Source organism: Pediococcus parvulus (assembly GCF_964063155.1).
Taxonomy (GTDB): Bacteria; Bacillota; Bacilli; order Lactobacillales; family Lactobacillaceae; genus Pediococcus; species Pediococcus parvulus.
Window position 1 is genome coordinate 415,710 of sequence record NZ_OZ061292.1, and the last position, 24,902, is coordinate 440,611.

At 40.3% G+C, this 24,902-nt stretch carries 20 protein-coding genes and 1 pseudogene; 10 read left to right on the forward strand and 11 right to left on the reverse strand.

The window, feature by feature from the left end:
* Genes AB3217_RS02005 through pyrE form a run of 3 tightly spaced genes read left to right on the forward strand, consistent with a single transcriptional unit; the run spans position 1 to position 2,249 of the window.
* Complete coding sequence (locus tag AB3217_RS02005; protein WP_367365607.1) at positions 1-924, forward strand: dihydroorotate dehydrogenase; 924 nt, start codon at positions 1-3, stop codon at positions 922-924.
* A complete protein-coding gene (gene pyrF, locus AB3217_RS02010; RefSeq protein ID WP_068806405.1) occupies positions 917-1,639 on the forward strand; it encodes an orotidine-5'-phosphate decarboxylase in 723 nt (240 codons plus the stop codon). The genes AB3217_RS02005 and pyrF overlap by 8 nt, the downstream gene beginning before the upstream one ends.
* Position 1,640: 1 nt before the next feature.
* Positions 1,641-2,249 carry an orotate phosphoribosyltransferase gene (pyrE, locus tag AB3217_RS02015; protein ID WP_057783323.1) on the forward strand — a complete coding sequence of 203 codons (609 nt, stop codon included), beginning with the start codon at positions 1,641-1,643 and terminating at the stop codon, positions 2,247-2,249.
* 58 nt (positions 2,250-2,307) lie between these two features.
* On the opposite strand, the gene AB3217_RS02020 is transcribed toward pyrE, so the two are convergent.
* Positions 2,308-3,705, reverse strand: coding sequence for a DHA2 family efflux MFS transporter permease subunit (locus tag AB3217_RS02020; protein ID WP_367365608.1), 1,398 nt, complete (start codon positions 3,703-3,705; stop codon positions 2,308-2,310).
* Positions 3,706-4,063: 358 nt separating this feature from the next.
* On the opposite strand from AB3217_RS02020, the gene AB3217_RS02025 reads away from it, so the two are divergent.
* Positions 4,064-5,188, forward strand: a complete 1,125-nt coding sequence (locus AB3217_RS02025) for an NADH-dependent flavin oxidoreductase (RefSeq protein ID WP_367365609.1) — start codon at positions 4,064-4,066, stop codon at positions 5,186-5,188.
* Between the two features lie 46 nt (positions 5,189-5,234).
* On the opposite strand, the gene AB3217_RS02030 is transcribed toward AB3217_RS02025, so the two are convergent.
* On the reverse strand, positions 5,235-6,485 hold the full coding sequence (locus tag AB3217_RS02030; protein WP_367365610.1) for a DUF2075 domain-containing protein: 1,251 nt from the start codon (positions 6,483-6,485) through the stop codon (positions 5,235-5,237).
* Between the two features lie 75 nt (positions 6,486-6,560).
* Between AB3217_RS02030 and AB3217_RS02035 the strand changes: the two genes are divergently transcribed.
* Complete coding sequence (locus AB3217_RS02035; protein ID WP_367365611.1) at positions 6,561-7,085, forward strand: GNAT family N-acetyltransferase; 525 nt, start codon at positions 6,561-6,563, stop codon at positions 7,083-7,085.
* Between the two features lie 85 nt (positions 7,086-7,170).
* Positions 7,171-7,890: an SDR family oxidoreductase gene (locus AB3217_RS02040; protein WP_367365612.1), complete on the forward strand. Its 720-nt coding sequence runs from the start codon at positions 7,171-7,173 to the stop codon at positions 7,888-7,890.
* 279 nt (positions 7,891-8,169) lie between these two features.
* Here AB3217_RS02040 and AB3217_RS02045 read toward each other — a convergent pair whose 3' ends face one another.
* The 6 genes from AB3217_RS02045 to AB3217_RS02070 all read right to left on the reverse strand — a co-directional run bounded on the left by AB3217_RS02045 (position 8,170) and on the right by AB3217_RS02070 (position 16,375).
* Positions 8,170-9,009 (reverse strand): aldo/keto reductase, encoded by an 840-nt coding sequence (locus AB3217_RS02045; protein WP_068806390.1) that lies wholly within the window; start codon positions 9,007-9,009, stop codon positions 8,170-8,172.
* A 118-nt stretch (positions 9,010-9,127) separates the two neighbouring features.
* Positions 9,128-11,860: a cation-translocating P-type ATPase gene (locus tag AB3217_RS02050; protein WP_367366112.1), complete on the reverse strand. Its 2,733-nt coding sequence runs from the start codon at positions 11,858-11,860 to the stop codon at positions 9,128-9,130.
* A 345-nt stretch (positions 11,861-12,205) separates the two neighbouring features.
* Positions 12,206-13,417 carry an ABC transporter permease gene (locus AB3217_RS02055; RefSeq protein WP_068806387.1) on the reverse strand — a complete coding sequence of 404 codons (1,212 nt, stop codon included), beginning with the start codon at positions 13,415-13,417 and terminating at the stop codon, positions 12,206-12,208.
* A complete protein-coding gene (locus AB3217_RS02060) occupies positions 13,414-14,139 on the reverse strand; it encodes an ABC transporter ATP-binding protein (RefSeq protein ID WP_367365613.1) in 726 nt (241 codons plus the stop codon). The genes AB3217_RS02055 and AB3217_RS02060 overlap by 4 nt, the downstream gene beginning before the upstream one ends.
* A gap of 129 nt (positions 14,140-14,268) precedes the next feature.
* Positions 14,269-15,126 carry an alpha/beta hydrolase gene (locus AB3217_RS02065; RefSeq protein WP_057783305.1) on the reverse strand — a complete coding sequence of 286 codons (858 nt, stop codon included), beginning with the start codon at positions 15,124-15,126 and terminating at the stop codon, positions 14,269-14,271.
* Positions 15,110-16,375: a PTS transporter subunit EIIC gene (locus AB3217_RS02070; RefSeq protein ID WP_367365614.1), complete on the reverse strand. Its 1,266-nt coding sequence runs from the start codon at positions 16,373-16,375 to the stop codon at positions 15,110-15,112. The genes AB3217_RS02065 and AB3217_RS02070 overlap by 17 nt, the downstream gene beginning before the upstream one ends.
* A gap of 166 nt (positions 16,376-16,541) precedes the next feature.
* On the opposite strand from AB3217_RS02070, the gene AB3217_RS02075 reads away from it, so the two are divergent.
* On the forward strand, positions 16,542-17,783 hold the full coding sequence (locus AB3217_RS02075) for an ISL3 family transposase (RefSeq protein WP_063697918.1): 1,242 nt from the start codon (positions 16,542-16,544) through the stop codon (positions 17,781-17,783).
* Between the two features lie 183 nt (positions 17,784-17,966).
* On the opposite strand, the gene AB3217_RS02080 is transcribed toward AB3217_RS02075, so the two are convergent.
* The 3 genes from AB3217_RS02080 to AB3217_RS02090 all read right to left on the reverse strand — a co-directional run bounded on the left by AB3217_RS02080 (position 17,967) and on the right by AB3217_RS02090 (position 21,799).
* Positions 17,967-19,547 (reverse strand): BCCT family transporter, encoded by a 1,581-nt coding sequence (locus tag AB3217_RS02080; RefSeq protein WP_367366113.1) that lies wholly within the window; start codon positions 19,545-19,547, stop codon positions 17,967-17,969.
* A gap of 559 nt (positions 19,548-20,106) precedes the next feature.
* Positions 20,107-20,703 (reverse strand): sugar O-acetyltransferase, encoded by a 597-nt coding sequence (locus AB3217_RS02085; protein ID WP_367365615.1) that lies wholly within the window; start codon positions 20,701-20,703, stop codon positions 20,107-20,109.
* 31 nt (positions 20,704-20,734) lie between these two features.
* Complete coding sequence (locus AB3217_RS02090; protein WP_367365616.1) at positions 20,735-21,799, reverse strand: Mbeg1-like protein; 1,065 nt, start codon at positions 21,797-21,799, stop codon at positions 20,735-20,737.
* Between the two features lie 150 nt (positions 21,800-21,949).
* On the opposite strand from AB3217_RS02090, the pseudogene AB3217_RS02095 reads away from it, so the two are divergent.
* From AB3217_RS02095 to AB3217_RS02105, 3 genes and pseudogenes are all read left to right on the forward strand, one after another.
* Positions 21,950-22,647 (forward strand): annotated as a pseudogene (locus AB3217_RS02095) (VIT family protein).
* 15 nt (positions 22,648-22,662) lie between these two features.
* Positions 22,663-23,355: a VIT family protein gene (locus AB3217_RS02100; RefSeq protein WP_057783291.1), complete on the forward strand. Its 693-nt coding sequence runs from the start codon at positions 22,663-22,665 to the stop codon at positions 23,353-23,355.
* Positions 23,356-23,535: 180 nt separating this feature from the next.
* Positions 23,536-24,891, forward strand: coding sequence for an Nramp family divalent metal transporter (locus AB3217_RS02105; protein ID WP_367366114.1), 1,356 nt, complete (start codon positions 23,536-23,538; stop codon positions 24,889-24,891).
* The last annotated feature ends 11 nt before the right edge of the window (positions 24,892-24,902 follow it).

Consider the following 24,902-nt stretch of genomic DNA (forward strand, 5'->3'; position numbering starts at 1 on the left):
ATGTCAGAAAATAAATTAGCAGTTAGTTTACCTGGTTTAGAACTTAAAAATCCTGTGATGCCAGCCAGTGGAACTTGTTGGTATGGTCAAGAATTTGCGCAACGTTTCGACTTGAATCTTCTTGGTGGGCTGGTTGTGAAGTCCACAACCATAGAACCGCGTACCGGCAATCCTAAGCCACGTACGACGGAAACGACTGCCGGGTGGTTAAACGCCAATGGTTTACAAAATGTAGGCGTTAAACAAGCTGTTGCCGAAAAACTACCTTGGCTAGATGCTCATTTTCCCGAATTGCCCATTATCGCCAGTGCAGCGGGATTTAGTGAAGACGAGTATATTGCGGTTGTCAAAGGTTTAAACGAATCACCCAGCATTAAGGCAATTGAGTTGAACATTTCGTGTCCCAACGTTAAAAATGGCGGATTAGCCATGGGAACGGATCCTAAACTGGTGGAAAAGTTGACTCGGAAATGTGTAGCGGTTAGCCGGGTGCCCCTATATGTCAAACTGACACCCAATATTACAGATGTGACGGCGATCGCAAAAGCTGCTGAAGCTGGTGGGGCGGCCGGTTTGACCATGATTAACACCTTGACTGGGCTTAGTATTGATTTGAAGACACAGAAACCAGCTTTAGCCAATGGTACAGGAGGGTTATCAGGCCCTGCTTTGAAACCAATCGCGTTAGCCATGATTTATAAAGTTCATGAAACCTGTCAGTTACCAATCATTGGGGTGGGCGGTGTTTCGAGTGCCGAAGACGTTTTGGAGATGATGATGGCCGGAGCGAGTGCGGTCGAAGTTGGCGCTGCGAATTTCCATGATCCGCTAAGTTGTCCGAAAATCATCGCCCAGTTACCAACCGTGATGGACTTTTATGGCATTGATAATTTGAAACAGTTGCAGGAGGTTCATTTTGATTAAGTATTCGCCGATTGTGGCTTTAGATGTTGCTAATCTAGATCAAGTAAACACAATTTTAAAACAGTTGGACGTTAATCCGCGGCCGATGGTCAAAATCGGAATGGAAGTATTTTATCACTTCGGACCAAGGATCGTTAAACATGTGCAAGCCATGGGATTTACCGTTTTTTTGGATTTAAAGTTGCATGATATTCCTAATACAGTGGAACGAGCAGCACGTGTGATTGGCGCCCTGGGGGTTGAAATGACTACTATTCATGCCGCTGGTGGGTCAGAAATGTTGGCGGCCAGTAAAAGAGGTTTAATGCAAGGAGCTCAAGAAATTGGTAAAGCACCGGCCAAACTCCTCGCAATTACTCAGTTAACCTCGATTGATGATCAGATTTTACATAACCAACAGCACATAGCGATTTCTTTGCAAGAATCCGTGCGAAATTATGCCAAACTAGCAGAAAGTACTGGTTTGGATGGCGTCATTTGTTCCGCACTGGAAGTACCGGTGATTCGTGAGGTAGTTAGTCCGGATTTCTTGTGCATCACCCCCGGAATTCGACCCAATTCTGCTCAAAATGGAGATCAAAAACGAGTGGTAACACCTAATCAAGCTGCCAAATTAGGCAGTAACGGCATTGTGATTGGTCGGCCAATTACTCAAAGTGCGGATCCTAAATTTGCATACAAACAGATTGCTGAAGAGTTTAAGGAGGAAAAATAAGATGACAATTGCTGAACAAGTTGCACATTCTTTATTAGAAATTGGCGCGGTGGCATTACGCCCAAACGATCCATTCACCTGGGCAAGCGGATTAAAAAGTCCAATATACTGCGATAATCGATTGACGATTTCCTATCCTAAAGTTCGCCAGTTGATTTGTAAAGGTTTAGTAGAATTAATCAAAGCCAATTATCCAGATGTAGAAGTAATTGCCGGTACCGCTACGGCAGGGATTCCGCATGCAGCATGGGTGGCCGAAAAACTGAATCTTCCTCTGATTTATGTGCGGTCTAAACCTAAGGATCATGGTCAGGGCAAACAAACCGAAGGCGTACTGAAACCTGGTCAAAAAGTGGTTGTCATTGATGATCTTATTTCAACTGGCCAAAGTGTTTTAGGAGCTGTTCAGGCGGTCCAGAAAGCGGATGCGACTGCAATTGGAGTAGCTGGCATCTTTAGCTATCAATTATCAGCAGCTGAGGTGAACTTTAGGGAAGCCGCGTTACCATTACACACAGTCACTAATTACAGTACATTAATCAGAGTAGCCAAAACTGAAAACAAAGTTAGTGAAACTGAACTTGAAATTCTTAAAAAGTGGCGGCAATAGAGAATACAAAAAATCTCTTCTGGTTTATAATCAGGAGAGATTTTTTTGAGTTATAAAATTAGTTTTTAGTAATTTTCTTGGGTAAAGAGGTAATTAATATGGTTGCGAGCACACACAACGCGGCAAAGAATAGGATAACAGAGTGGCTACCAACCACGGTTTGTTTAACTTCTGACAGGTTAGGATATTTCTGAGCGGTCATTGCTAAAATTGTTGAAGCAATCGCAGTCCCTAGTGATCCCGAATATTGTTGTAAAGTATTAAAAATTGCGTTACCATCACCAATTTGGGTGGGCTTTAATTGTTGCAGGCCAAAGGTTAACGAATTGTTGAATAAAAAGCTGAATCCTAACATGTAAACTGTATAGAAAATAACGATTGTGGTAGTTGACAGGTAGTTTGTAAAGATAAGCAGGAGTCCAATCCCCAACAAAATGAATATTGCCCCAATTGAAAATGGTATTTTTGGTGAGTAGCGATCGAGTAATTGACCAGTTAGGGGAGCGACAACTGCAGAAAATAAACTACCAGCCAGTAACATCATACCCGACAGCATCACACCTTTCTTCAGGGAGAGTTGGGCGAAGGTTGGCAGTACAAAAGTCAAACCAATTTGCACAAATTGGATCAAAAAGTAAATTAGTACAGCTCGGGTAAAAAGCGAGTTTTTGAAAATATGAATATTAATTAAAGGCTGACTACTTCGAAGTGACAGAATGACGAAAATGGCAAAACACAAAAAGCCAAAAATGAAATTTCCATATACAAGTGGGGTTGTTAAACTACCACTACCAGCGTGATTGATGGCCAAAGTAAGACCTGTCAGGCCCAAAAAGATCAAAATAAATTGAGCAAACGGAAAACTACTTTTGACTGGTGACTGGCCTTGTTGAATGGTCGAAATAGCCAGTACACAGCTGACGACACCGATCGGCAAGGTTATCCAGAAAATTAGTGGCCAGTTATACATTTGAGTAATAAAACTTCCATATGTTGGACCTAGGGATGGTGCAAAGGCGACAACCATACCGGCTGTTCCGACATATTGGCCTTGCTTGCTGAGAGGAATCTGTTGCATAATGATGGCAAACATGAGCGGCATGGTCAAGCCAGTACTGATTCCTTGAATAATTCTACCAATTAATAGAAATGTCAGTGAACTGGCAGAACCAGAAAATAGAATTCCCAAAATAAATAAAATACCGGCCGCACTCAAAATCGTTTTAAACTTAAACCGACGTTGAACAAACGCAGTGACGGTCATCGTTGCTGCTACGACTAACAAGTAGGCGGTCGTGACCCATTGGACGTTATTTAAGCTTTCATGAAACTGAGCCATTAAAGTCGGAAAGGTGACGTTCATGGCTGTTTCGACCAGAACTCCACAGAAGGCCAAGCCAGCGGTCCCCACAATGGATAATTTCGTTTTCGTACTAATTGATGATGTTTCTTGCATAAAAAAACCTCCAGAATTCTAACTGAAGCACCATATACCTTAATAAGGTATGTTGCACTTTCACTAGAATTGGAGGTTAATTTGTTAAAACCGCTGAATATCTTCTGTTGGAAGTCGAACATTGAGCACAAAAATATATGTGCTTCAGTTTTGTTTACTTTCTCATTATATCGGATAAATTTTGAAAATACCAAGTAATTTTTCAGAAAAGATTTTCTATTGAGAATTTGTGATTTTTGATTCTACTTTGAAGCTGTGAATATGTGGCAATAAACAGATTTGCAAGCCAAATCATACAAGTTATGATGCGTTTGAGGCTATAATAAAAGTGATTAAATTATAAAAAAGGGATGACTCTATGTCAGATTATAAATTTTTAGATCCGTTTACTTTTGCAAATGGCACAACCGTGCGGAACCGCATTGTCATGCCACCAATGACAGAACGGAGCGCTTTCGAGGATGGCGTGGTTTCTAATGATGAGATTGAATACTATCGGAAACGAGCCGGCGGAGTTGGTATTGAGATTACGAGCTGTGCGAACGTTTCGGAACTTGGTAAGGGTTTCGAAGGTGAACTAGCAGTTAACAAAGATCAAGATGTTGCCCAATTAGCACGTTTAGCTTCAGCAATAAAGAGCCGCGGTGCTAAGGCAATCCTCCAGATTTTTGATGCTGGCCGGATGACTAACAGCGCAATTTTACGTGGTGAGCAACCGGTTAGTGCTAGTGCTGTCAAAGCATTACGGCCGGATTCTGAGACGCCACGCGAACTGAGCGAAGAAGAAGTCGAAGAAGTGATCAAAGATTTCGGTAGCGCAACAAAACGCGCAATTAATGCGGGTTTTGATGGCGTTGAGATTCATGGTGCCAATACTTATCTTATTCAACAGTTTTTCTCTCCTCATTCTAATCGTCGTCGCGATCAATGGGGTGGTACGTTGGATCAACGAATGAACTTCCCAGTAGGTGTTGTTGAAGAGGTTCGGCGCGTCGTTAACAAATATGCGCCAGCCACATTTATTGTGGGATATCGAATTTCACCGGAAGAAATTGAGAATCCAGGGATCCGAATTGCGGATACATTGGCGTTGATTCCTTCCTTAATTGAAAGTGGAATTGATTATCTTCACGTTTCGTTGAATCAGGTTTGGCAAACTTCTGCAAATGACAAAACTGACAGTCAGCCACTGATTGAAAAGATTCAAAAAGTAGTCGATCATAAAGTGCCAATGATTGTGGTTGGTCAGATTACAAAACCAGCCGAAGCCGAAAAGGTGATTGCCGATGGGTTTGAGTTTGCGGCAATGGGCCAAGAACTTATTCGTGAACCAAACTGGGTTCAAAAAGTGATCGCAGGTGATGAGGACGCCATTCGCTATGAGTTGTCACCCAGTGATTTAGAAAAATTGGGGATTACCACACCTTTGTGGGAATTCTTGAATCAAGGCTTTAGCAAGACAATTCATATTACAAGTGCATAGGCTAAAAAACTAATTAGCAGAAACTTCTGTTAATTAGTTTTTTGAGTTAAAGTTGTGAAAGTCGTTTTCGCAAAGCAGATTGACTCGCATAAATATACAAACCTCGAACACCACGTTTTAAGAGCACATTAAGGGTGTTCATAATAAGTTGTTTTTTGATTTTAGTGAGCTTTTTAGGATCCGTTAAATCAGCCCGTTTTTTAAAGATTTCACTATCCGTGACTTTGGCTAAATTAATCGTGACGCCATCAGTTTCCGGATCATATTCGATCGGCGGTCCCAAAATAACGCCAACATAATTCAGGTCAAATCCTTGAACAGTATAGATTGACCCAACTTCATTAATGGTTTCTGGTTTTTCGGCCCAGGACTGCCGTGAATAATTATACTGATCCCATGGCAACTTAAAGTTACCTTCTACAATATAATGTTTGCCCCCGTCTAATTTGGAAGGATAGCCAGTCGTTGAAACGATTCTGGATAAACCGACTTTTTGATTTTGTTTGATTATTAACTGGTGCATTGCTTCGGCATCGTCAAAAATCCGAAAATCGAAGTGATCGTCCCTGTGCTGTGGAACTGGGGTGAGGTGGCCATGTGTGAATTCATCGATCCAAGTGACTAGCTTGGGATCGACCTGCATTCGAAACTGATCGTGCAGGACGTATTCCTCATGCGAATAGGGCTGAACGATTTGGGATAAACGTGCGCGATCCCAGTAGCTTTTGGTTTTTAAAACTTGGTTTTCATCGAATACTAAAACTACAATTTTGCTGTGCTTGATAATTTCGACTAATTGATTTTGTTGATCAAAATTGTTGTAACGATCCGGTCGCGACAATAAAAGATGGGCTTCATCAATGATGGCAATGTCGTAAGTTAGATGATCCTTGTTGCGACGATTGATAAAAGAGGTGGGGCGATCAAAGTCCTTTTTAAACAGGTGTGGTTGCTCGCCAGCAATTTCTTGATAAACTTTCAAAATCTCGGGATGGTTCACCAGAAAAACGTTTTTTGTACCGTTTAAAGGATCGTCTACCTTGCTACGTGCTGCGGTTTGAAGATCGTTAAAGATCTGACTTAAAACAACGCTTTTACCAGTTCCCGCTTCGCCATAAATGGTAAAAACGGCATGTTTAGATTGACCAAGGTGCGCATTAATAAAAGTCATGATTTTATTTTTTAAATTAAGTTGTTCTGGTGATAATTTCTTAAATGGCGACAGTTTGTAACGCGCGTCATTGAGCTGCTTTGGCGTCAATTGAAGACCTTCTTTCTTAAAATGTCCTAATTTCATAGTAAGCCAAAAAGCGAGATCCTTCAAAGTGGTATACTTTTCACATTCACTTGATAAGGAAAGGATTTATATAGAATGTTAAAAATAGTCGCATTAAACAAAGAAAACATGGCAGATTGGGATGCTTCAAACACGCAATTTGAGCTAACAGGACGGGTTGTTCCAAGCTTGAAAGATGGGCGGTGGACAATTAAAGAAATCCCCTTTGAAACGGCCAAAGCAACTAAATTTCCCGCTGAAAAACCAGATGCTTCGTATTTAGCCGATCCACAAAAGCAGTTGTACTTTGCCTATTTGGACGGCAAAAATGTGGGTCAAATTCGAATGTTTAGGAACTGGAATAAGTTTTGCTACATTGAAAATATTGCCATTCAGGCAGGCCATCGTCATGCAGGAATTGGGCAACAATTATTTGATGCTGCTGAAAAATGGGCGCGGGGTAATAAGCATGTGGGTCTTCAATTGGAAGCGCAAGATGATAATCTAAATGCGTGCCAGTTTTATCAAAAACAAGGAATGAAACTTGGTGGTGTGGATACCCTGTTTTATACAGCCAATCCTAATATCAGTGTTGCACTACAGTGGTACAAAATATTTTAATTTTATTTTAGTTGATCAATGCAAATGTTCGTAAATTAATTTTTCTTTCTTTATACTTAAGCCATTAACTGATAGGGGGAAAATAATGACTTTAAATAAGAAACGCGTATTAATAATTGGTGGGACTTCAGGATTTGGTGGTAAAGTCGCTAAACTGGCTTCTAAGAAAGGTGCTCAAGTGAGTGTTGTTGGCCACAATCAAGAACGATTAGATGAATTTTTGATTGAAAATACAGAAAAATATCCAAATATTTCTGGCAAAGCTTTTGATGCGCAAGATGCAAAATCGTTAAATTCTTTTTTTGAAGAAAATGAACCGTTTGATCATGTGATTTCCACACTCGGGGGTGCAATGGGCGGTGGCTTTTTGGATAGTTCTTTAGACTTAATTCGTAAAACGATTGAGGATAAGTTTTTTGTGAATTTGCAGGTAGCTCAAATTGCCAGTAAGCATCTTAACAAAAAGGGTTCCTTAATTTTTACATCGGGTTCAGGTGGTCACCCAAGTGATGCGTCTGGTGCGATTATTGGAAATCAAGCGATCAATACGATGGTCGCGGGCTTGGCAGTTGAATTAGCACCAAATTACCGAGTCAATGCAGTTTCACCAACTTGGACGCCAACAGGATTGTGGCGAGAACTATCAGCAAGTGCTCTTGAAACGCAAGAATCGCAGTTTGCCGAAAATGTGCCGCTAAAACGAGTAGGGACTATTGCGGAAGTAGCATCGGCTTATTTGTACTGTATGGAAAATGACTTTATGACAGGACAAGTTATGCGAATTGATGGTGGCGTGGATTTGTAAGGGTTCAGACAAAATTATTGTTTGAGGAATCTTGGTTTCAGATCTTTGATTGCTTTTTCATTGAGTTTTAGGACCGCTCGACAAGTCAAAAGGCAGATAATAAGCACGATTCCTGCGGGATTGCGATCCCGCCTCCATCATGCTTATGGTTTTAATCTTTTATAGTTGAGGACAGCTCCGCAAAACAAGACCGGCAATATAAGTATGACTCCAGCAGGACTTCATCCTGCATCCGTCACACTTATATTGCCGGTCTTCTCGTTTTGCTTCACTCACTATCTATTCGTTATGGTCCTCACCCGGCGCCGTATCCACCAAGCTATCCAACGTTTCCATATCTTCATCCGGAATCACAAAATCTAAATTAGTATTTTCCTCAATATGGGTTGGGTTAATCGCCTTTGGCAACGGCACAATATTATGCTGCAAACAGTACTTAATGGCCAACTGTGCCACCGACACATGATTATTCTTGGCAATATCTGCTACATCTTGATTATGCAATAAGTAACCCGTTGCCAATGGAGAAAATGCCTCCACCAACATGCCGCTTTGTTTGGCAAACCTCACATTACCAGTTTCCGTATACCCAATATAATACTGAAGCTGATTAACCATTGGTTCAATTTCACAGTTTTCCAAAATGTTTTTTTGATCCTGAACATTGAAGTTAGAAATTCCAATCGCCTTTGCACGACCTGATTTATAAATCTCTTCCATTGCCCGCCAAACTTCGACGTTTTCTTTAGAATAATCCGCACCCATTTCATCCCATGGCCACGGCGCATGAATTAAGAACAAATCAACATAATCCAAACCAAGGTTCTTAATGGATTCTTCGAAATATTGCAGACTTTCTTCGTAGCTCTTACTTTTTGCTGGCAATTTAGTTGTGACAAAAATTCGGTCACGCGCAATTTTGGAATCCCGAATTGCTTTACCTACGCTGTCTTCATTGCCATATTGCCAAGCAGTATCAATATGACGATAACCAGCTGCCAAGGCGTTTTTGACAGCATTGTATGTAACTTCACCATCAGGAATCTGCCAAGTACCAAAGCCAACCTTAGGAATCTTGACGCCATTGCGAAGCTCGAATGTATCAGTTAGTACGCTCATCAAACATCTCTCCATTTCGATTTCAAATTTATAACTCATGATAACACGCTTTGACTATTCGAAAATTAAATTGCGAACTAAAAACGTTTCACCAGAAATTTCTAGTGAAACGCTTTTATTAAACTCGCACTTTTTTACGCATAAAGTACTTGCGGATCTCTTCAATTAACACAAGTGGAATTGGAATGCAGACTAACAAAATCCAGTCTTGCCAGCCAATTGCAGCTGTATTGAACAATCCCTGTAAGAAGGGCACATAAATTAGTAAGGCTAGGAGAAGCACTTCAAAAATAATGCCGCCCCAAATACGTCGATTACTGAAAATACCAATGCTAAAAATTGAGGAATTCTTTGTTCGACAATTCAAGGCAGCCGCAATTTGACAGAAGACAATTGCAGCTAACGTCATGGTTGTCGCTTCCTGATAAACAGAACCAGATGCTGCCAACGCCACATTTGGCCAACCGTGTTGATGGTTAACGAAGAAGTAACCCACAGTTGAAATGATGGACGCCACTAATCCATACCAGGCAAAAGCCTTCAAAATAATCCCTCGGTTTAAAAGATGAGCAGTTCGTAAACGCGGTGGCTGTTTCATAATTCCGGGTTCACTTTTTTCAGCCCCTAAGCCTAAAGCAGGTAACATATCAGTTCCAAGATCCACGGTTAGAATTTGCATAACTGTTAATGGCAAAGGAATTAAACCGCGTGAAAACAGGAATAAGATTGAAGGAGCAGCTTCAGGCATATTACTATTTAAAATATATAGGAGAAACTTTTGTAAATTGCTGTAAACGGTTCGACCTTCTTCAATTGCGGCGACGATTGAAGCAAAGTTGTCATCAGTCAAAATCATGTTGGCGGCATCTTTAGCCACATCAGTTCCTGTGACACCCATGGCAACCCCAATATCGGCTTTTTTCAAAGCAGGAGCATCATTAACACCATCACCGGTTGAAGCCACAATCTCACCGATACTTTGCAACGTTGAAACAATTCGATACTTTTGTTCAGGAGCCACACGAGCAAAAATCACTTCACCCTTTAAAGCTTCTTTAAGATCAGCAATGTGCATTTCAGCAAGTTCGTCACCTGTAATAACACGCGCTTTGTCACTAGCAACACCAATTTTAACTGCAATACTCTTGGCAGTTAATGAACTATCACCGGTTACCATGATAATACGAATACTTGCTTCATGACATTTGCGAACCGCTTCAAAAATTTCTGGACGGGGTGGGTCTTCCATAATTGTTAAGCCAACGAAGGTGAGATGTTGTTCAGCGTTTTCGATCGTCCAGTCTTTAGTATCATCAGGTAAACTATCATCAGCTGAAGCATCCCGATAGGCAATTGCTAAAGAGCGTAAACCTTGGGCCGCATATTTTTTGTCAGCTTCGTTAATTTGTTCTTTATCAGCTTCAGTAAGGGGACGCAGTTTGCCATTATCTAGAATCGTGTCACTAATTGGCAGGATACCATCCAAAGAACCTTTTACACAAATAGTAGTTTTGCCATCGACATCATGAAAAGTGGACATGCGTTTCCGATCGGAGTCAAAAGGTAAAGCCCCAATTCGTGGAAACTTTTTGGATTCTGATTCAAGATTAATTCCAGCCTTTTCAGCTAAAATAACTAATGCTGCTTCTGTAGGGGTACCAATAATTTTAGGATTGTCACCAGCTACTTTTGGCTGTTCTACCTTAGTATCGTTATTCAAAGCCGCAACCCGAAGTAACATTTCTAAGTCCGGTTGGTCTGACAGATCAACATCTTTGGAATCAAGCTGAATATGACCGTTGTTCACATAGCCCTGACCAGTAACGGTATATTCATGGCTGGCTAACCAAAGGTGATTAATGGTCATTTGGTTTTGAGTCAAAGTTCCAGTTTTATCAGAACAAATGACAGTCGTTTCACCAAGGGTTTCAACACTGTTTAAATCCTTAACTAACGCATGTTTCTTGGCCATTCGAGTAACACCCTGGGCCAAAGACAGCGTAACGGTTGGTAATAGTCCTTCTGGAATAAAAGCCACAATCATCCCTAAAGCAAAAATAAATGACTTGGTCATTGGGTAATGCACAAAAAAGATTGCGGAGACAAAAAAGATGGCGCCAATTAAAATGGCAATTACCGATAATTGACGAGTTAAATGATTCAATTCGATTTCAAGGGGACTGGCTTGGTGTTTTTGATTCTGGGTTAGTTTGGCAATTTTACCAAATTCAGAGTGCATGGCAGTTGCGACCGCTACTGCAGTCGCCGTACCACTACCTGCGACAGTTCCCGCAAACACGAGATTTGCCTCTGAAAAACGACCTACACCATGTGAATATTCGGCTTGTTTACTAACAAGGACCGATTCGCCAGTTAGCGCGGATTCGTCAACTTGAAGGGAGGTTGATTTGATGATCCGGGCATCTGCAGAGATACTGTTACCAGCTTGAATAATGAATACATCGCCAGGTACCAAATCTTCCGAATTGATTTGCTTCGGTTTGCCATCTCGTAACACTTGTGCATAGGTTGGCAACATTTTCAACAGAGAATTAGTTGCTTTTTGAGCCTGATGCTCTTGCCAGTAGCTGAAAATACCATTGATCAAATTGACGGCCCAAATTGCAATTCCTAGTTCGACCATTTGCGCAAAAATCGCAATGAAACCACTGATCCAAAGTAAAATTGCCATCAAGCTTGTAAAGTTTTTCAAAAAAGCTTTAACTTGCGATTGCTTTTTGTTTCTTTGAATGGTATTTGGTCCAAATTTCTTTAGTAATCCAGCTGCTTGTTCTGAAGATAAACCGGTTTCCTTTGTATCAAAGTACTTATAGACATCATTGATATCCATAGACGCATAACGTGTTGTACTTTTTTGGTTTACTTTATCCAAAATACTGGCCTCTTTCTATCCAATTTTAAATGCAATTCCTTGCACCGTATTAGTATAACGCCATTTGATGAAAAGCAGTTATTTTTTTGAGATATTAAGCTTGGATTTTGTTGGATTACTACATATAAGTCATGTTTTTACAGTCTCTGAGGTCTATATTAGAGTTTGAGATTGTGCTATGAAAATATGAAGCTGGAATGTAGTGGCCATAACTTCTGAACCGTTTTAATATGAAATACTATATCCCAATTATAATTTTTGAATAGCTGTCTTTCGAGAAGTTTGCTTAAGAAATTGACAAAACTAAACCTTTCGATATCTTTTCAACCCCACAATATTTAAAACTGTCAGGACAATCAAGAAACCAAACAAGACTGTTATTTCTAATCCAAGTGACGACAAACCCGCGCCACGCATCATAATTGCGGTTACTGCGTCTCCAGAATACTTAATTGGGACGATATATGAAATTGTCTTAATCCAACTAGCCATCTGATCCAACGGAATGATACCAGAAAAGAAGATCTGGGGAATGACCACTAACGGGATAAATTGCATCATCTGGAATTCAGAGCTTGCAAATGTTGATAACAGAATCCCGAAGGCTAACGCTACCAGAGCCAATAACAAATTAATCAAAATAATGCTGAACAAACTACCAACCACTTCAGCGCCAAGTAACCAAACCGTGACCAATACGATCAGCACGGTTTGAAAAATAGCTAAGATTCCGTAGCTGGCCATGTAACCAAACACAATTTCATAGCGTTTAACGGGGGTCGCCAGCAGACGATCTAGCGTACCACTAGTCCGTTCTTTGAGAAGCGCCATTCCAGAAATTAAGAAAACAAAGAAGAAAACGAAAAATCCCATCAGAATTGGCAACATCTTATCAAAAAAGCTGGTGTTAGCATCGCCGTATACATAATGGTTTGTGATTTTTGGCGTGGCCATTTTCTTAGAACTAACCTGTGCTAGTGTCACGTGATTAGATTTAGAAGTTTTAACTTTTTGATTCGTCGACTTGGCAACTTGGAACTGTAACTTTGCCAGTGCTTTGGAAGTGATTGTTAACTGGTGTCTGAGTTTGCCGATGACAGTTGTTGAAGTTTTAAGACCTGTTTTTAGCTCGGCAGTTCCTCGGGCTGTCAGGGCATTTTTAACCGCCATTTTAACCGCTGTGGTTTTAGTGGAATCAGTATTCGCATGGGTCAGTATATAATCGTTATGCTTTTTTTGAATAATGGCATCGATGTGAGTCTTTTTCAATGCTTTTTCAGCGGCAGTTTTGGAATCATATAATTTCACGTCAACATGGTTGCCTTTACCCAATTTTTTATTCATGGCTTGGGACAACGAAACGGTTCCGATTGTGACATTCGTCGTGGAATTCGATGAAAAGATGGCATTCATTAAAAACAAAATCAAAATTGGCGCCAAAAACATCAAAGCCAGTGTCCGCTTGTCGCGTAAAAGTTCTTTTAAAACCCGAATCATAATTGCAATAATTCTCATAGTTGTACACCTTCTGCCTTCAAAAATACGTCTTCGATCGAGTTCACTTGATACTGCTTTTTAAGAGCGGCAGGTGAGTCAAACGCCATAACTTTACCGTTTAAAATTAAGGCTACTTCATCAACAAGTTCCGCTTCATCCATGACGTGGGTCGTGATCAAAATACTACGATTTTCGTGACGAATTGTGTTTAATTCTTTCCAAATTTGACGTCTCAGAGCGGGATCAATGCCGACAGTGGGTTCGTCCAAAATTAGTAGCTCTGGGCTGCCTAATAAGGCGATTGCCAAAGATAAACGCCGCATCATGCCGCCAGAATAACTGCTAACGCGTTTATTTAAGTCGGTGGTTAAATCAACAACCTCTGCGACATGGGCAATTTCAGCATGAATTGTCTGTTTTTTTAGACCTTTCATTTGTGCAAAAAACATCAAGTTTTCTTGACCACTCAATGATCCATAAAGAGCGTCCGCTTGGGCCATGTAGCCAATGCGAGACAAAAGCTTTCGGTTGGGCATTACCTGATTAAAAACGGTGGCGGAACCACCATCGGCAACCTCCATTCCCAGAGTAGTTTTGATGATGGTGGATTTACCGGCGCCTGAGGGTCCGATCAAACCCACAATTTGTCCTGGTGAAACCGTAAAATTAATATCTTTTAAAACGGTTTGTTTGCCAAATTGTTTGACTAAATGATTAAGTGAAATACTTGTAGATGACATTGAAGAGTCCTCCTTTAGGCAGGTGAGTAATTACTCACCTTTCTTCAAAAATGATTATAGCCGGTTCTATTTTTAAAGTCAATATAGAAAAAATCCTCACAGCTATTCAATAGTTATGAGGATTTCAGTTTAATGTTGCACATTAATATCCGGTTTTTGTTTTGTACTGGAAATATTCAAGACGTACTGTTGGATTAAGCTGACGATCTCCCCATTTTGGGGCAGATCATGATGGGTCGTGTCTTCACCAGTTACGGTGATTTGAGTGTAATTCTTTGCCCGTTTTTGGAAAATATATTTACCGGCTTCCACACTCGCAAACGGCACCGTTCCGTCATTGTTGTAGTTTTCCGTGCCGGCCACGGAATACATGACTAAATTGGTTGGAATCTTACTATTATCCTTAATTAAATCTGTCAACATTTGGGTACGTTTATCAATGTTTGTTTCCGAGAAATTATAGGGTGAAGCAATGGTCATCAATGTGTTAATACGCATTTTTTGTTGGTTAAAATATTTTTCTAAATAACGGGTTAAAACTAGACCACCATTGGAATGACCAATTGCAGAAAAGTGATTAAATCGGTATTTGGCACTCAAAATGGTCATGGCGTGGCTAAACCATTTAGCCTGTTTTTTAATATTTGAGTAGCCATCATGGTTATTTTGAAACGCAATGACAATGTATGGATGGCTTTTGCCTGGTTGAAAAGTGCCACTATATGAAAGGTGGTTATCCGTATGAACAGTTACTTTTAATAAACTACTGGATGTTTTGGTTTTACCATTCAGTTCATTGACCATGGCATCAAAGCGCTCTTGAGTTGCACTGCTACCGGGCACCAAAATAATTGGTGAGACGCGTGAATTTGCTGATGGAATGGCATTGCGCATGTTTTGGTGGGTCCATTGCAAACCGAAAACGGCCATGAAACCCAGTAATACAAATAAGATTAGTGGACGAATCCATTTAAGCATGAGACTCATCTCCGTTTCTTTCTGGCAATTGATCAATCAAAGAGACGAATGGGTAATAAATTAAGCTTGATAGGATCAAACCGATTAAACTGACAAAAAGGGCGCCAAAGTTTCCGTTTGTTCCTAGAAAGGCTCGTAAAATACTTGGTGTTGCATATGGAATTACGTAGGCCGCAGCCGGGACGAGATGTGTGATAATGGCTAAATAGCCAATGCTCATACTGACAAACGGAGCGACTAAAAACGGAATTAAGAAAAGCGGATTAAACAAAATGGGAATGCCAAACATGAGTGCTTCGCTTTGATCAAAAACAGTTTGGGTTATGGATAAACTGGCCACCAAACGGGCGCGTTGATTTTTAACTCGAAGGAGGATAGCACCGGCCAGTGCCAGTAACATGCCGTTTCCGCCCAACGCCCCATATGAGTCGTACAACGAATGTAACGTGATTGGATAAGGAATGTTCCAGAGATTATGATGTTGGGCAAGATACGTTAAATTGGCGGTCTCTGATGAAAAATGATTGCCGATTGTGGTGGTGAAATCATTAATTATGCCAAAAAAGTGGCCGAAATTTCTAAGCAGAGTTGCAAAAGTAATTTTCCAAAAGGTTGGATGATTTCCAGTTTGTAAGAAGTTTTGTACTTGTTGCGATATGTAATTAGGAAAGAGTTGTGTTTGGTAGACCGTAAAGCTGATGCCACCAATTAAAATGATTAAGAGACTGAAAATCACAATGAGATGAGTAGTCGCCCAGTAAGTCACGGTTAATTTAAGTGAAGATCTTTTGGCAAGAAAACTGTATCCATATCCAGTAAACAGGCCAATCAAAATCGGGATGAGTAAATTACCCGCAACGTCAGTGATTTGTGGCAAATCAAGATTGGGTGCAGTTTCAACGATGAGCAAGAAGTAAATAAATAAACTCGTAATGCCGGCTAAATGTTCATGAGATAGCTTTGCGCGTAATTCGAAAAGATTTTCGGCCGTAAAAAAGGCCAGTAGTAATGAAATGGTGATAAAAGTCAGGTAATTTGTGGATTTGAGCAGATATGAGATGCTGTTAAATCCAGGCAAATTGGTGTGCAGATCCCAGATGACTTCTAAAATACCATTACGATGGAAGCAGGTTTCAAAAATAATGTGAAAACTAACACCCACAAATTCTAGCGGGAAAATTAGCCATAAGGCCGAAAGGATTGCCCGATAAAAATTCATTTTATACAATTTTCGTGTCACAATTAATAATTGCTTCATTGCGAATCACTCCCCCGTGAGCTTTCCGGGTCTACACTTTCTGGTATTGGTGAATAACTAATACCGGTTTTTTGTCTGTTTTGAAAATCAGAAAAATAAAAAAGGACATCTGTCCTCTTTGTGCTACGATTTAATCGCCAAAACAAATCGAAAAGAGGAAATTCAGATGTCCCTAACTAATTCTATCTTATGCTTATTCGAAATAACAGACCCAAACTTAATTGTCACTGGTATTTCTAAAGAACGGTGTTCCACAAACCAACGTATTCATGTCGTCCATGCAACTTTGTCTTATCAACTTTTAAAGTGCCCACATTGTGGCCATAAAAGCTTAATTAAAAACGGAACTCACATGAGTCACCTGCGTTTAGGAACCTTATCCGGTGGTCGTTACGAAATGCATTTAAAACGTCAAAGATACCAATGTAAAGATTGTTCAAAAACCTGTGGTGCTAAAACTAAGTTGGTTAATCGTAACGAAACTTTCACACATAATATCAAACATCAAGTGATCGTTTTGGCACGCGATATGTTGACGAGTAAAGAAATTGCTAAACTTTGTGGAATTTCGCCAAGCAGTGTTCAACGAATCCTAAATGCCAATATTCACTTAGCCTATCGTGTTAAACATCTCCCAGAGAATCTTTGCTTTGATGAATTTCGTTCCTGTAATCACTGGATGTCCTTTAATTGTTGCGATGCCGTTAGTCATCGCCGAATTGTTACTTTAAAAGATCGGCTAAGTAAAGATATCATTGACTACTTTGAAGCTCGTTTTTCGGTTCAAGAACGTGCCCAAGTTCAATCAGTGACGATTGACATGAATGCTGAATATGGCAGCTTCATTCATCGCTTATTTCCCAATGCGGCCACGATTATCGATCGTTTCCATATTATTCAACTGGCTGGGCGTGCCTTAGATAATGAACGCACGCAGACCATTCGTACTATCCAAGATAAGCATTCACGAATTTATCATATTTTAAAATCTCAATGGCGTTTATTTCATCTTGATGAAATAAAAGTTAATGATTCTAAGGCTGTTTATTTACGCGGAATTAACGAGTATATGACGCAACAAAACGCCATTGATTTAGCTCTAGACGCTTTTCCCAGATTTAGATCTGTGTATCAAACCTATCAAGGTATCTTAAGTGCCATACACCAAAAGGATGCTAATGCGTTCCAATCCTTACTTACTAACTACCAACCCACTAGTAATCAAATGGACATAACGATCAACACGTTTATCAAAAATGGTTCAGCCCTTCTAAACAGTTGTCGTTATCCATTTTCCAACGGTCCAATTGAAGGACTTAATCGTAAAATCAAGGCATTAAAGCGTAACTGTTTTGGTTTTCGAAATATTGACAACTTCTTTATCCGGATTAGTTTAATTCATGAGTAAACAAAAAGCACATTCACCGAAGTGAATGTGCCGTTCAAAATCTCCACCAATACGATTTGACAGAGACCCAGCTTTCCTTGATTATACAACATCTAGATTGGTTTTGATGAGTGGTAGAAGGGATTAAGTGATATTTAGACGACAAAAAAACCAGCAACTAATTTAATTGCTGGTCTTTTTCAATTAATCACTCAAATAACTCTCTAAAGTGACTTGAACGTGTTTACGTTTACGGACAATTTCTGGTGTGACATGTGGCAAGAATAGCACAGTCTCTTTCTTTGCTTCCGTAACCTTTTGGTCTTGGTGAATCATCTGCCAAAGGGATAATAATAAGAGGGCACAGACCGCGATCAATGGGAATCCCGCGATAGAACTAATTGCTTGGACCGTTTTAAAGCCTCCGACAAATACAATCCCAAACGAGAAGATAATGAAGACAATTACCCAAATTAATCGGTTAAATTGACTAGGTTGCTCGCCAGGTGCCAAATGTTTACTTGTAAATGACGACACGATGAATGCCGATGACGAAATGGTTGTGGCCAAAAAGATAAAACACGAAATGCTGTAGATTACTAACATGATCATCTTTAATGGTAAAGTGCTGATTACGGCCGCGATGGCAGCTGCTTGTCCTTGGGTGTTCAAAATATGAACAAGGTTGATTACCCCAGTTTGTTGTAGATAAAGTGAGTAACCACCTAAAATAGCGTAGAAGCTCATGCAGCCAAGGGCACCGTAAGTCAGCATGCCGACAATTACCTGACGAATGGTTCGACCACGAGAAATACGGGCGATAAATAAGCCCATAACCGGCATATAGGATAACCACCAACCCCAATAGAAAATTGTTTCTTGTTGAGCAACTCCAGGTTTACCGTTGGTTGTGGTGCTAGCACTCATCGTTATAAACTTTTCAACCATTAAACGTAAACTGTTACCTTCATCACGGAAGATGGTTAGCGTTGGGCCGATAAATAAAACAATGAGTAAGAAACCAATGGCAGTCCAAATATGGGCAGCACTAAGTTTATCAATCCCACCTTTAATCCCGTGAAACACGGTAACAGCAAAGATGACAAACAAAATTAAGAACATAAAAAGTTTTAAGAGTAAATTATCGGGGATTCCAGTAATTTGATTAATGATTTTTGAAAGAACCGGAATTTCCATGCCGACGGATGAACCAATGCCACCCATGATCCCAAACACAACCAAAAAGTCGATGATTTGACGAATAACTTTTTTGTAGTGTTCAGGTCCTTTTAGAAATGAAATAGCGGCACTAATCCGCATGACCCGTACGTTACGAACGTACATAACGTAAGCAATGGCAATGGTGGCAGAAGCAAACATCATCCACGCCATGGGACCCCAGTTGAACTGACCCAACATGTGAGCATCACCGTAAGAGGCGGCAGAATAAGGCTTGTCACCAAAAACGGGGCTTTGAACGTAGCGTAAAGGGTCAACCATACTGAGCATGAGAATGCTGGCATCGATGGCGGTGGCAAAAACCATGCTACCCCATTGGAAGCTACTGTACTCGGGTTTGTCATTGGCGTGACCAAGTTTGATTTTACCAAAATGACTGAAGGCAAGGTACATGAAGAATACGAAGTTAATGATGTAGATGCCAAGGTAAGCCCAGGACATGTGAGCGGTGATCCCGTTCATGACGTCGCTGAGAACGGCACGAAGTTGGGAACCGCCAAGAATGAGTCCAATGGAAACAAGGGCGAAGAGACTAACGGTTGGAATAAAAACGGTTTTATCGATATTACTGTGGTGTAAAATAATGATCCTCCTAATATATAAGTGAGTGTAGGGAGGCGATTAGTCTTGAATGTGTAAGCGCGCCGTCAGCGGGAAGGATTCCCGCGCTAGGCGTGTTTACATATTCAAGGCTGCCTCCAAGAACTGTCCTAAGAAAAAGTGAGTGCCAAGAGGCGTTAAGTTCAAGAGATATAAGCGCGCCAACAGTGGGATAAGGGCCCGCACTAGGTGTGTTTATATTTTTTGAACTGCCTCTTGAAACTGTCCTAAAACAGCAAGAAAAGTAATAAAAAATTGAATTAACTAAAATCATTGAAAAACAAGTGAAAATAAAAACGAGGTTAAAACGGTGTTCTGAAAACTCCTGAAACTGAACAAGCAAGTTTTCAAAAATAAAAACAAAAAAACACCGTCAAATTATCCATTAAGGATATTTGCACAGTGTTTTGGGCTTATACAAATATTAATGAATTCGCTCGCTTTTCATTGATTGAATTAAATGTGCCAAAAAAGGTGGCTTCTTTTTAACCTATTAGGGCAGAAGCTAAACCCCCTTTTGGTCACCTTTGTTCTTAATCACATCCCCATTACTATCTAAATGATGAATGATGCGGGCTGGATTGCCAACAATGACCACATCATCAGGAAATGACTTGGTCACAACTGAACCAGCACCAACGACAACCCGATTACCGATAGTGACACCGGGTAAGACAGTCACGCGGCCACCCATCCAAACACTGTCTCCAATGGTGATGGGTGCGCCCATTTCAACATCCGCATTACGCCTTTTAGCGTCTAACGGGTGAACTGGAGTGTATAAACCAACGTTAGGACCGAAGTAGCAGTGTTCCCCAATTGTGATGGGACACGTGTCTAACATCGTGATATCGTAGTTCCCATAAAAGTGATCGCCAATATGAATGTTAAATCCATAATCGAATTTAAACTCACTTTCAACAAAAAAGTGGTCACCGGTCTGGGCAAGCAAACTTTGGAAACGCTGGTTACGATTATCGTTATCAGTAATCTGGTTAATCTCTTGAAGTTGTTGGCGAATTAGCTTGCGTCTTGCAATCAATTCCGCATCAAACTCCTGGTAAGATTCGCCAGCGGTCATTTTTTCTCTTTCAGTTTTCATAGTACTAGCCTACCACGTTTGCGTCGATTTGTTAAAAGTGGGTAAAAGAAACGATGATTTGAAATGCCGATTGCAAGGTGTTTTTACCCATTTGTTGGGCGACTGGATCCCAAGTACTGCTTTGCTTTCGGTACGCTTTGGTAACTTGTTGCCAGTGCTTTAACAGATCATTTACTGAAACTGCCTGTGTGTCATCTAAAATTTCCCAAAATGTGTTGATAAATTGCTGGGCATTAGCGCGGGTCTGCTTGTGAATCCAGGGACATAATTGGTGATTTAAAAAATCATCAGTTGTCTGTGATTGACCCAAAATGACTGGATCAGCATCGTGTAAGTGCCAACTGTAAAGGTCATGCTGCCAAATTCCTGTTGCCATACTTGTGACTATTTTGGGCGCGTTTGTAAACGCAGATCCAATTCCGAAAAACGGTAATTGAGGCAGATAAGTTTGAAAACGGGTCTTGAAAGTTTCGGGAAGACCATCTGTTGAAGTAACTTTTGGGCCATCAAAATTGATTACTTGTTTAATTCGATTTTTCGCATCAATTTGACTAGCTACGTAAATAGCCATACTACCACCCTTGGAGTATCCAATGATTTGAAAATTATCAGAATTTGCATGCATAGTTTTTTCTAAATAGTTCCGTGCAAAACTTTGCCATCGTTCACCATTTGGTTCGTAGAGAACTTGAAGATCTGACTGCCAGCCTAAAGTAGTGCCATCGGCGCCACGGAAAACAATAATTTTGGTATGGGGAGCCACACGCACGGTAATGGCAGCACACTGATTGTCTAAGTTTTCTGGTGATTGGATTTTAAAATTCGACAGGCTGACTTTTTCATAACGAAAAGAAGTTTGTAACTTTTGAATGAGAATCCGGTCATTGGGAAGCAATAAATGTTCTGAAGTATTGGCCAACTGAGTTTCTAATTGCTTTAGTGCTTGGGGCAAGGCAATTTCATCGTCCAAATTACCTGCCACAATATCTTGAAGTGGCAAAAATGGTAACCGAGTCAGAATCATCTGATCAGCCACATTTAAATTAGTGGTGATGGGACGATTATAGTTATCTAAATAGTTCAACAGATCAGGCATTTTCAATTTCTCCCCAAACAACGATTTCCGATTGGTATCTTGATTAGAAAATACCATTGAAACGCCAGCGAGTCAATTTGCAAATTTAAAAAGAACTAGTATGATAAAAGTGATTTGTTAGAACCATTCTAAACGAGAGGGAGTTTTAATATGGTGATAAATCAAAAACGACGTAAGTTTTCGCCATCACTAGCTCAAAAAATTAATGTCATGCGGCTAGTGTGATGGGCGCCAACGATGGTATCTTGTCGGTTGCCGGAATCGTCATTGGTGTGGCTGGAGCGACGACCAATAGTTTTTCAATTTTTATTTCCGGAATTGCCGGGATGATTGCCGGAACTGTTTCGATGGCGATGGGCGAATATGTTTCTGTGAATACGCAAAAAGACGCTCAGCAGCATACCGTTCAATTAGAAAAATTGGCCTTAAAAAACGACTACGACAAAGAGTTTGCAACAGTGAAACAAAAATTTTTGAATTCTGGAATTTCTGATAAACTCGCTCAAAAGGCCACGAGTGAAATGATGGATCAAGGAAGTTTGACTACCGTTGTTCGTGAAAAATATGGCATTAATGTGCATGATTACACCAATCCTTACTTTGCTGCGATAGCATCTATGATTTCTTTTCCAACCGGATCTTTATTACCTCTCTTAGTGATAACGTTTATATCACCCACTTATAAAATTCCATTAACTATTTGTGCAGTTGCCATTGCGCTGGCCATAACTGGATATCTGGCTGCTGTGCTTGGTAAAGCAATTCGGTATAAAGGGGTCGTTCGAAACGTGATTTCGGGACTCATTACAATGCTAGTGACCTATCTCATTGGTAGTTTATTTGCATGATGGGAGAGACAAATAATGCAAAAAAAATTAAGTAATCACAAAAATATGGATAATTGGTTAAACACTTTGCGAGCCGGTGTGTTAGGTGCAAACGATGGTATTTTAACCGTTGTGGGGGTTTTGTTTAGTGTAGCAGCCGCAACGACCAACTCTTTCACAATCTTTATTGCGGGATTGTCGGATCTGTTAGCCTGTGCGTTTTCCATGTCAGCTGGTGAATACGCCTCAGTTAGTTCTCAGCGTGATACTGAAAAATCAGTTGTGGGTCAAGAAAGATTATTATTAACTACTCAATTTGAGGATGAAAAAGAACGAGTTGTGCGCTTTTACGAAGAAAAAGGTGTTCATCAAGAAACGGCTCAGGCCATAGCAGATGAATTACTGAACCAAAAAGATCGGGCACTTGCGACAATTGTCAATATTAAATACGGCATGAACTTAGATAATTACCTGAATCCTTGGCAAGCGGCCGTGTCTTCATTGTTTTCTGCGTCATCAGGTGGTATTTTTCCACTTGTGGCGATGACCTTTGCACCAGCCGGGTATCAGTTATTAGCCACGATTATTGCTGTTCTTTTCGCTGTGACTTTGACCGGCTATTTAAGCGCACGGCTTGGCAATGGCATTCCAAAAAAAGCGGTCATTCGAAACATTGTGGTAGGAATCATTACAATGTTTATTCACTATTACGTGGGAAAACTTTTTTAAACAATTAAATAAATTAGTGAAAATCCTATTAGGTAAGTGTTTGCAGTTTGATTACAAACACTTTTTTGTTATATTATGGGTATTTTATTTTAGGAATACCAAAAAATGGAGTTTACTTTACTTGGTTTTAAACTATAATGGAGTTGAAAAAAGGAGGAGATCGTTGATATGTTAGAAGATATGGGGAATGGAAAAAAGCATGGGTTATTGTACTACGCAAACGGACCAAGTCTTGAAGAGATCAATAGCACGGTGCCAGTACCAAAAGAAGGTGGCTTTTTCAAAAAGTTGATGGCTTTCTCGGGACCAGGTGCATTAGTTGCGTTTGGTTATATGGATCCAGGTAATTGGGTAACTTCCATTGGTGGTGGTGCCCAGTTCGGTTACCTATTGATGTCTGTGATCTTGCTTTCGAGTTTAATCGCCATGTTATTACAATATATGGCGTCTAAACTGGGAATTGTGACACAGATGGATCTGGCACAAGCGACGCGAGCACATACGGGCAAAGTTTTAGGAATTATTTTATGGCTTACAACAGAGGCTGCAATTTGTGCGACAGATATTGCGGAGGTAATTGGTGGAGCCATTGCGTTGGAGCTTCTTTTTAGAATTCCACTAGTTTTAGGGGTCACTTTAACTGTATTCGATGTTTTGCTCTTATTGTTATTAACAAAGTTAGGTTTTCGAAAAATTGAAGCGATCGTTGTGACGCTTATTGTTGTTATTTTGGCTGTATTTGCCTATGAAGTTGGCGTTTCTAATCCAAACTGGGCGTCTATGTTTGCCGGATTTGTGCCAAAACCTCAAATTTTACATCCAGGAGAGTTAACCATGGCACTAGGAATTGTGGGTGCCACGGTGATGCCTCATAATTTATACTTACATTCATCAATTTCACAAACACGCAAGATTGATCATAATGATGAAGACGCAGTGGCCGAAGCAGTGAAATTTTCTACTTGGGATTCAAATATTCAATTAACTGGTGCGTTCGTGATTAATTGTTTGTTATTAGTGCTTGGTGCAGCTTTATTCTTTGGGCATGGCGAAGGGTTAGGAACCTTCACTTCACTATTTGATGCCCTTCAAGATAATCAGTTGGCGGGCGCGGTTGCTAGTCCAATCTTAAGTATACTGTTTGCGGTGGCATTGTTAGCTTCTGGTCAAAACTCAACGATTACCGGGACATTAACTGGTCAAATCGTTATGGAAGGGTTTATCCATATGAAGATGCCATTGTGGGCACGTCGGTTAATTACGCGATTGATTTCGGTTATTCCTGTTTTGATTTGCACCATTGCATATGGGGGTAAGGAAAGTGCGTTGGATAGTCTCTTAGTCAATTCACAAGTTTTCTTGTCAGTTGCATTGCCAATTTCAATGATTCCATTGACCCTGTTTACTTCGTCAAAGAAAATTATGGGTAATCGGTTTGTGAATAAAATGTGGGTTACAGTTTTAGCATGGCTGTGCACAATTGTTCTCACTATTTTAAACTTACAAATTGTTTGGCAGTCATTAACGGCACTATAGAGGAGGAATCT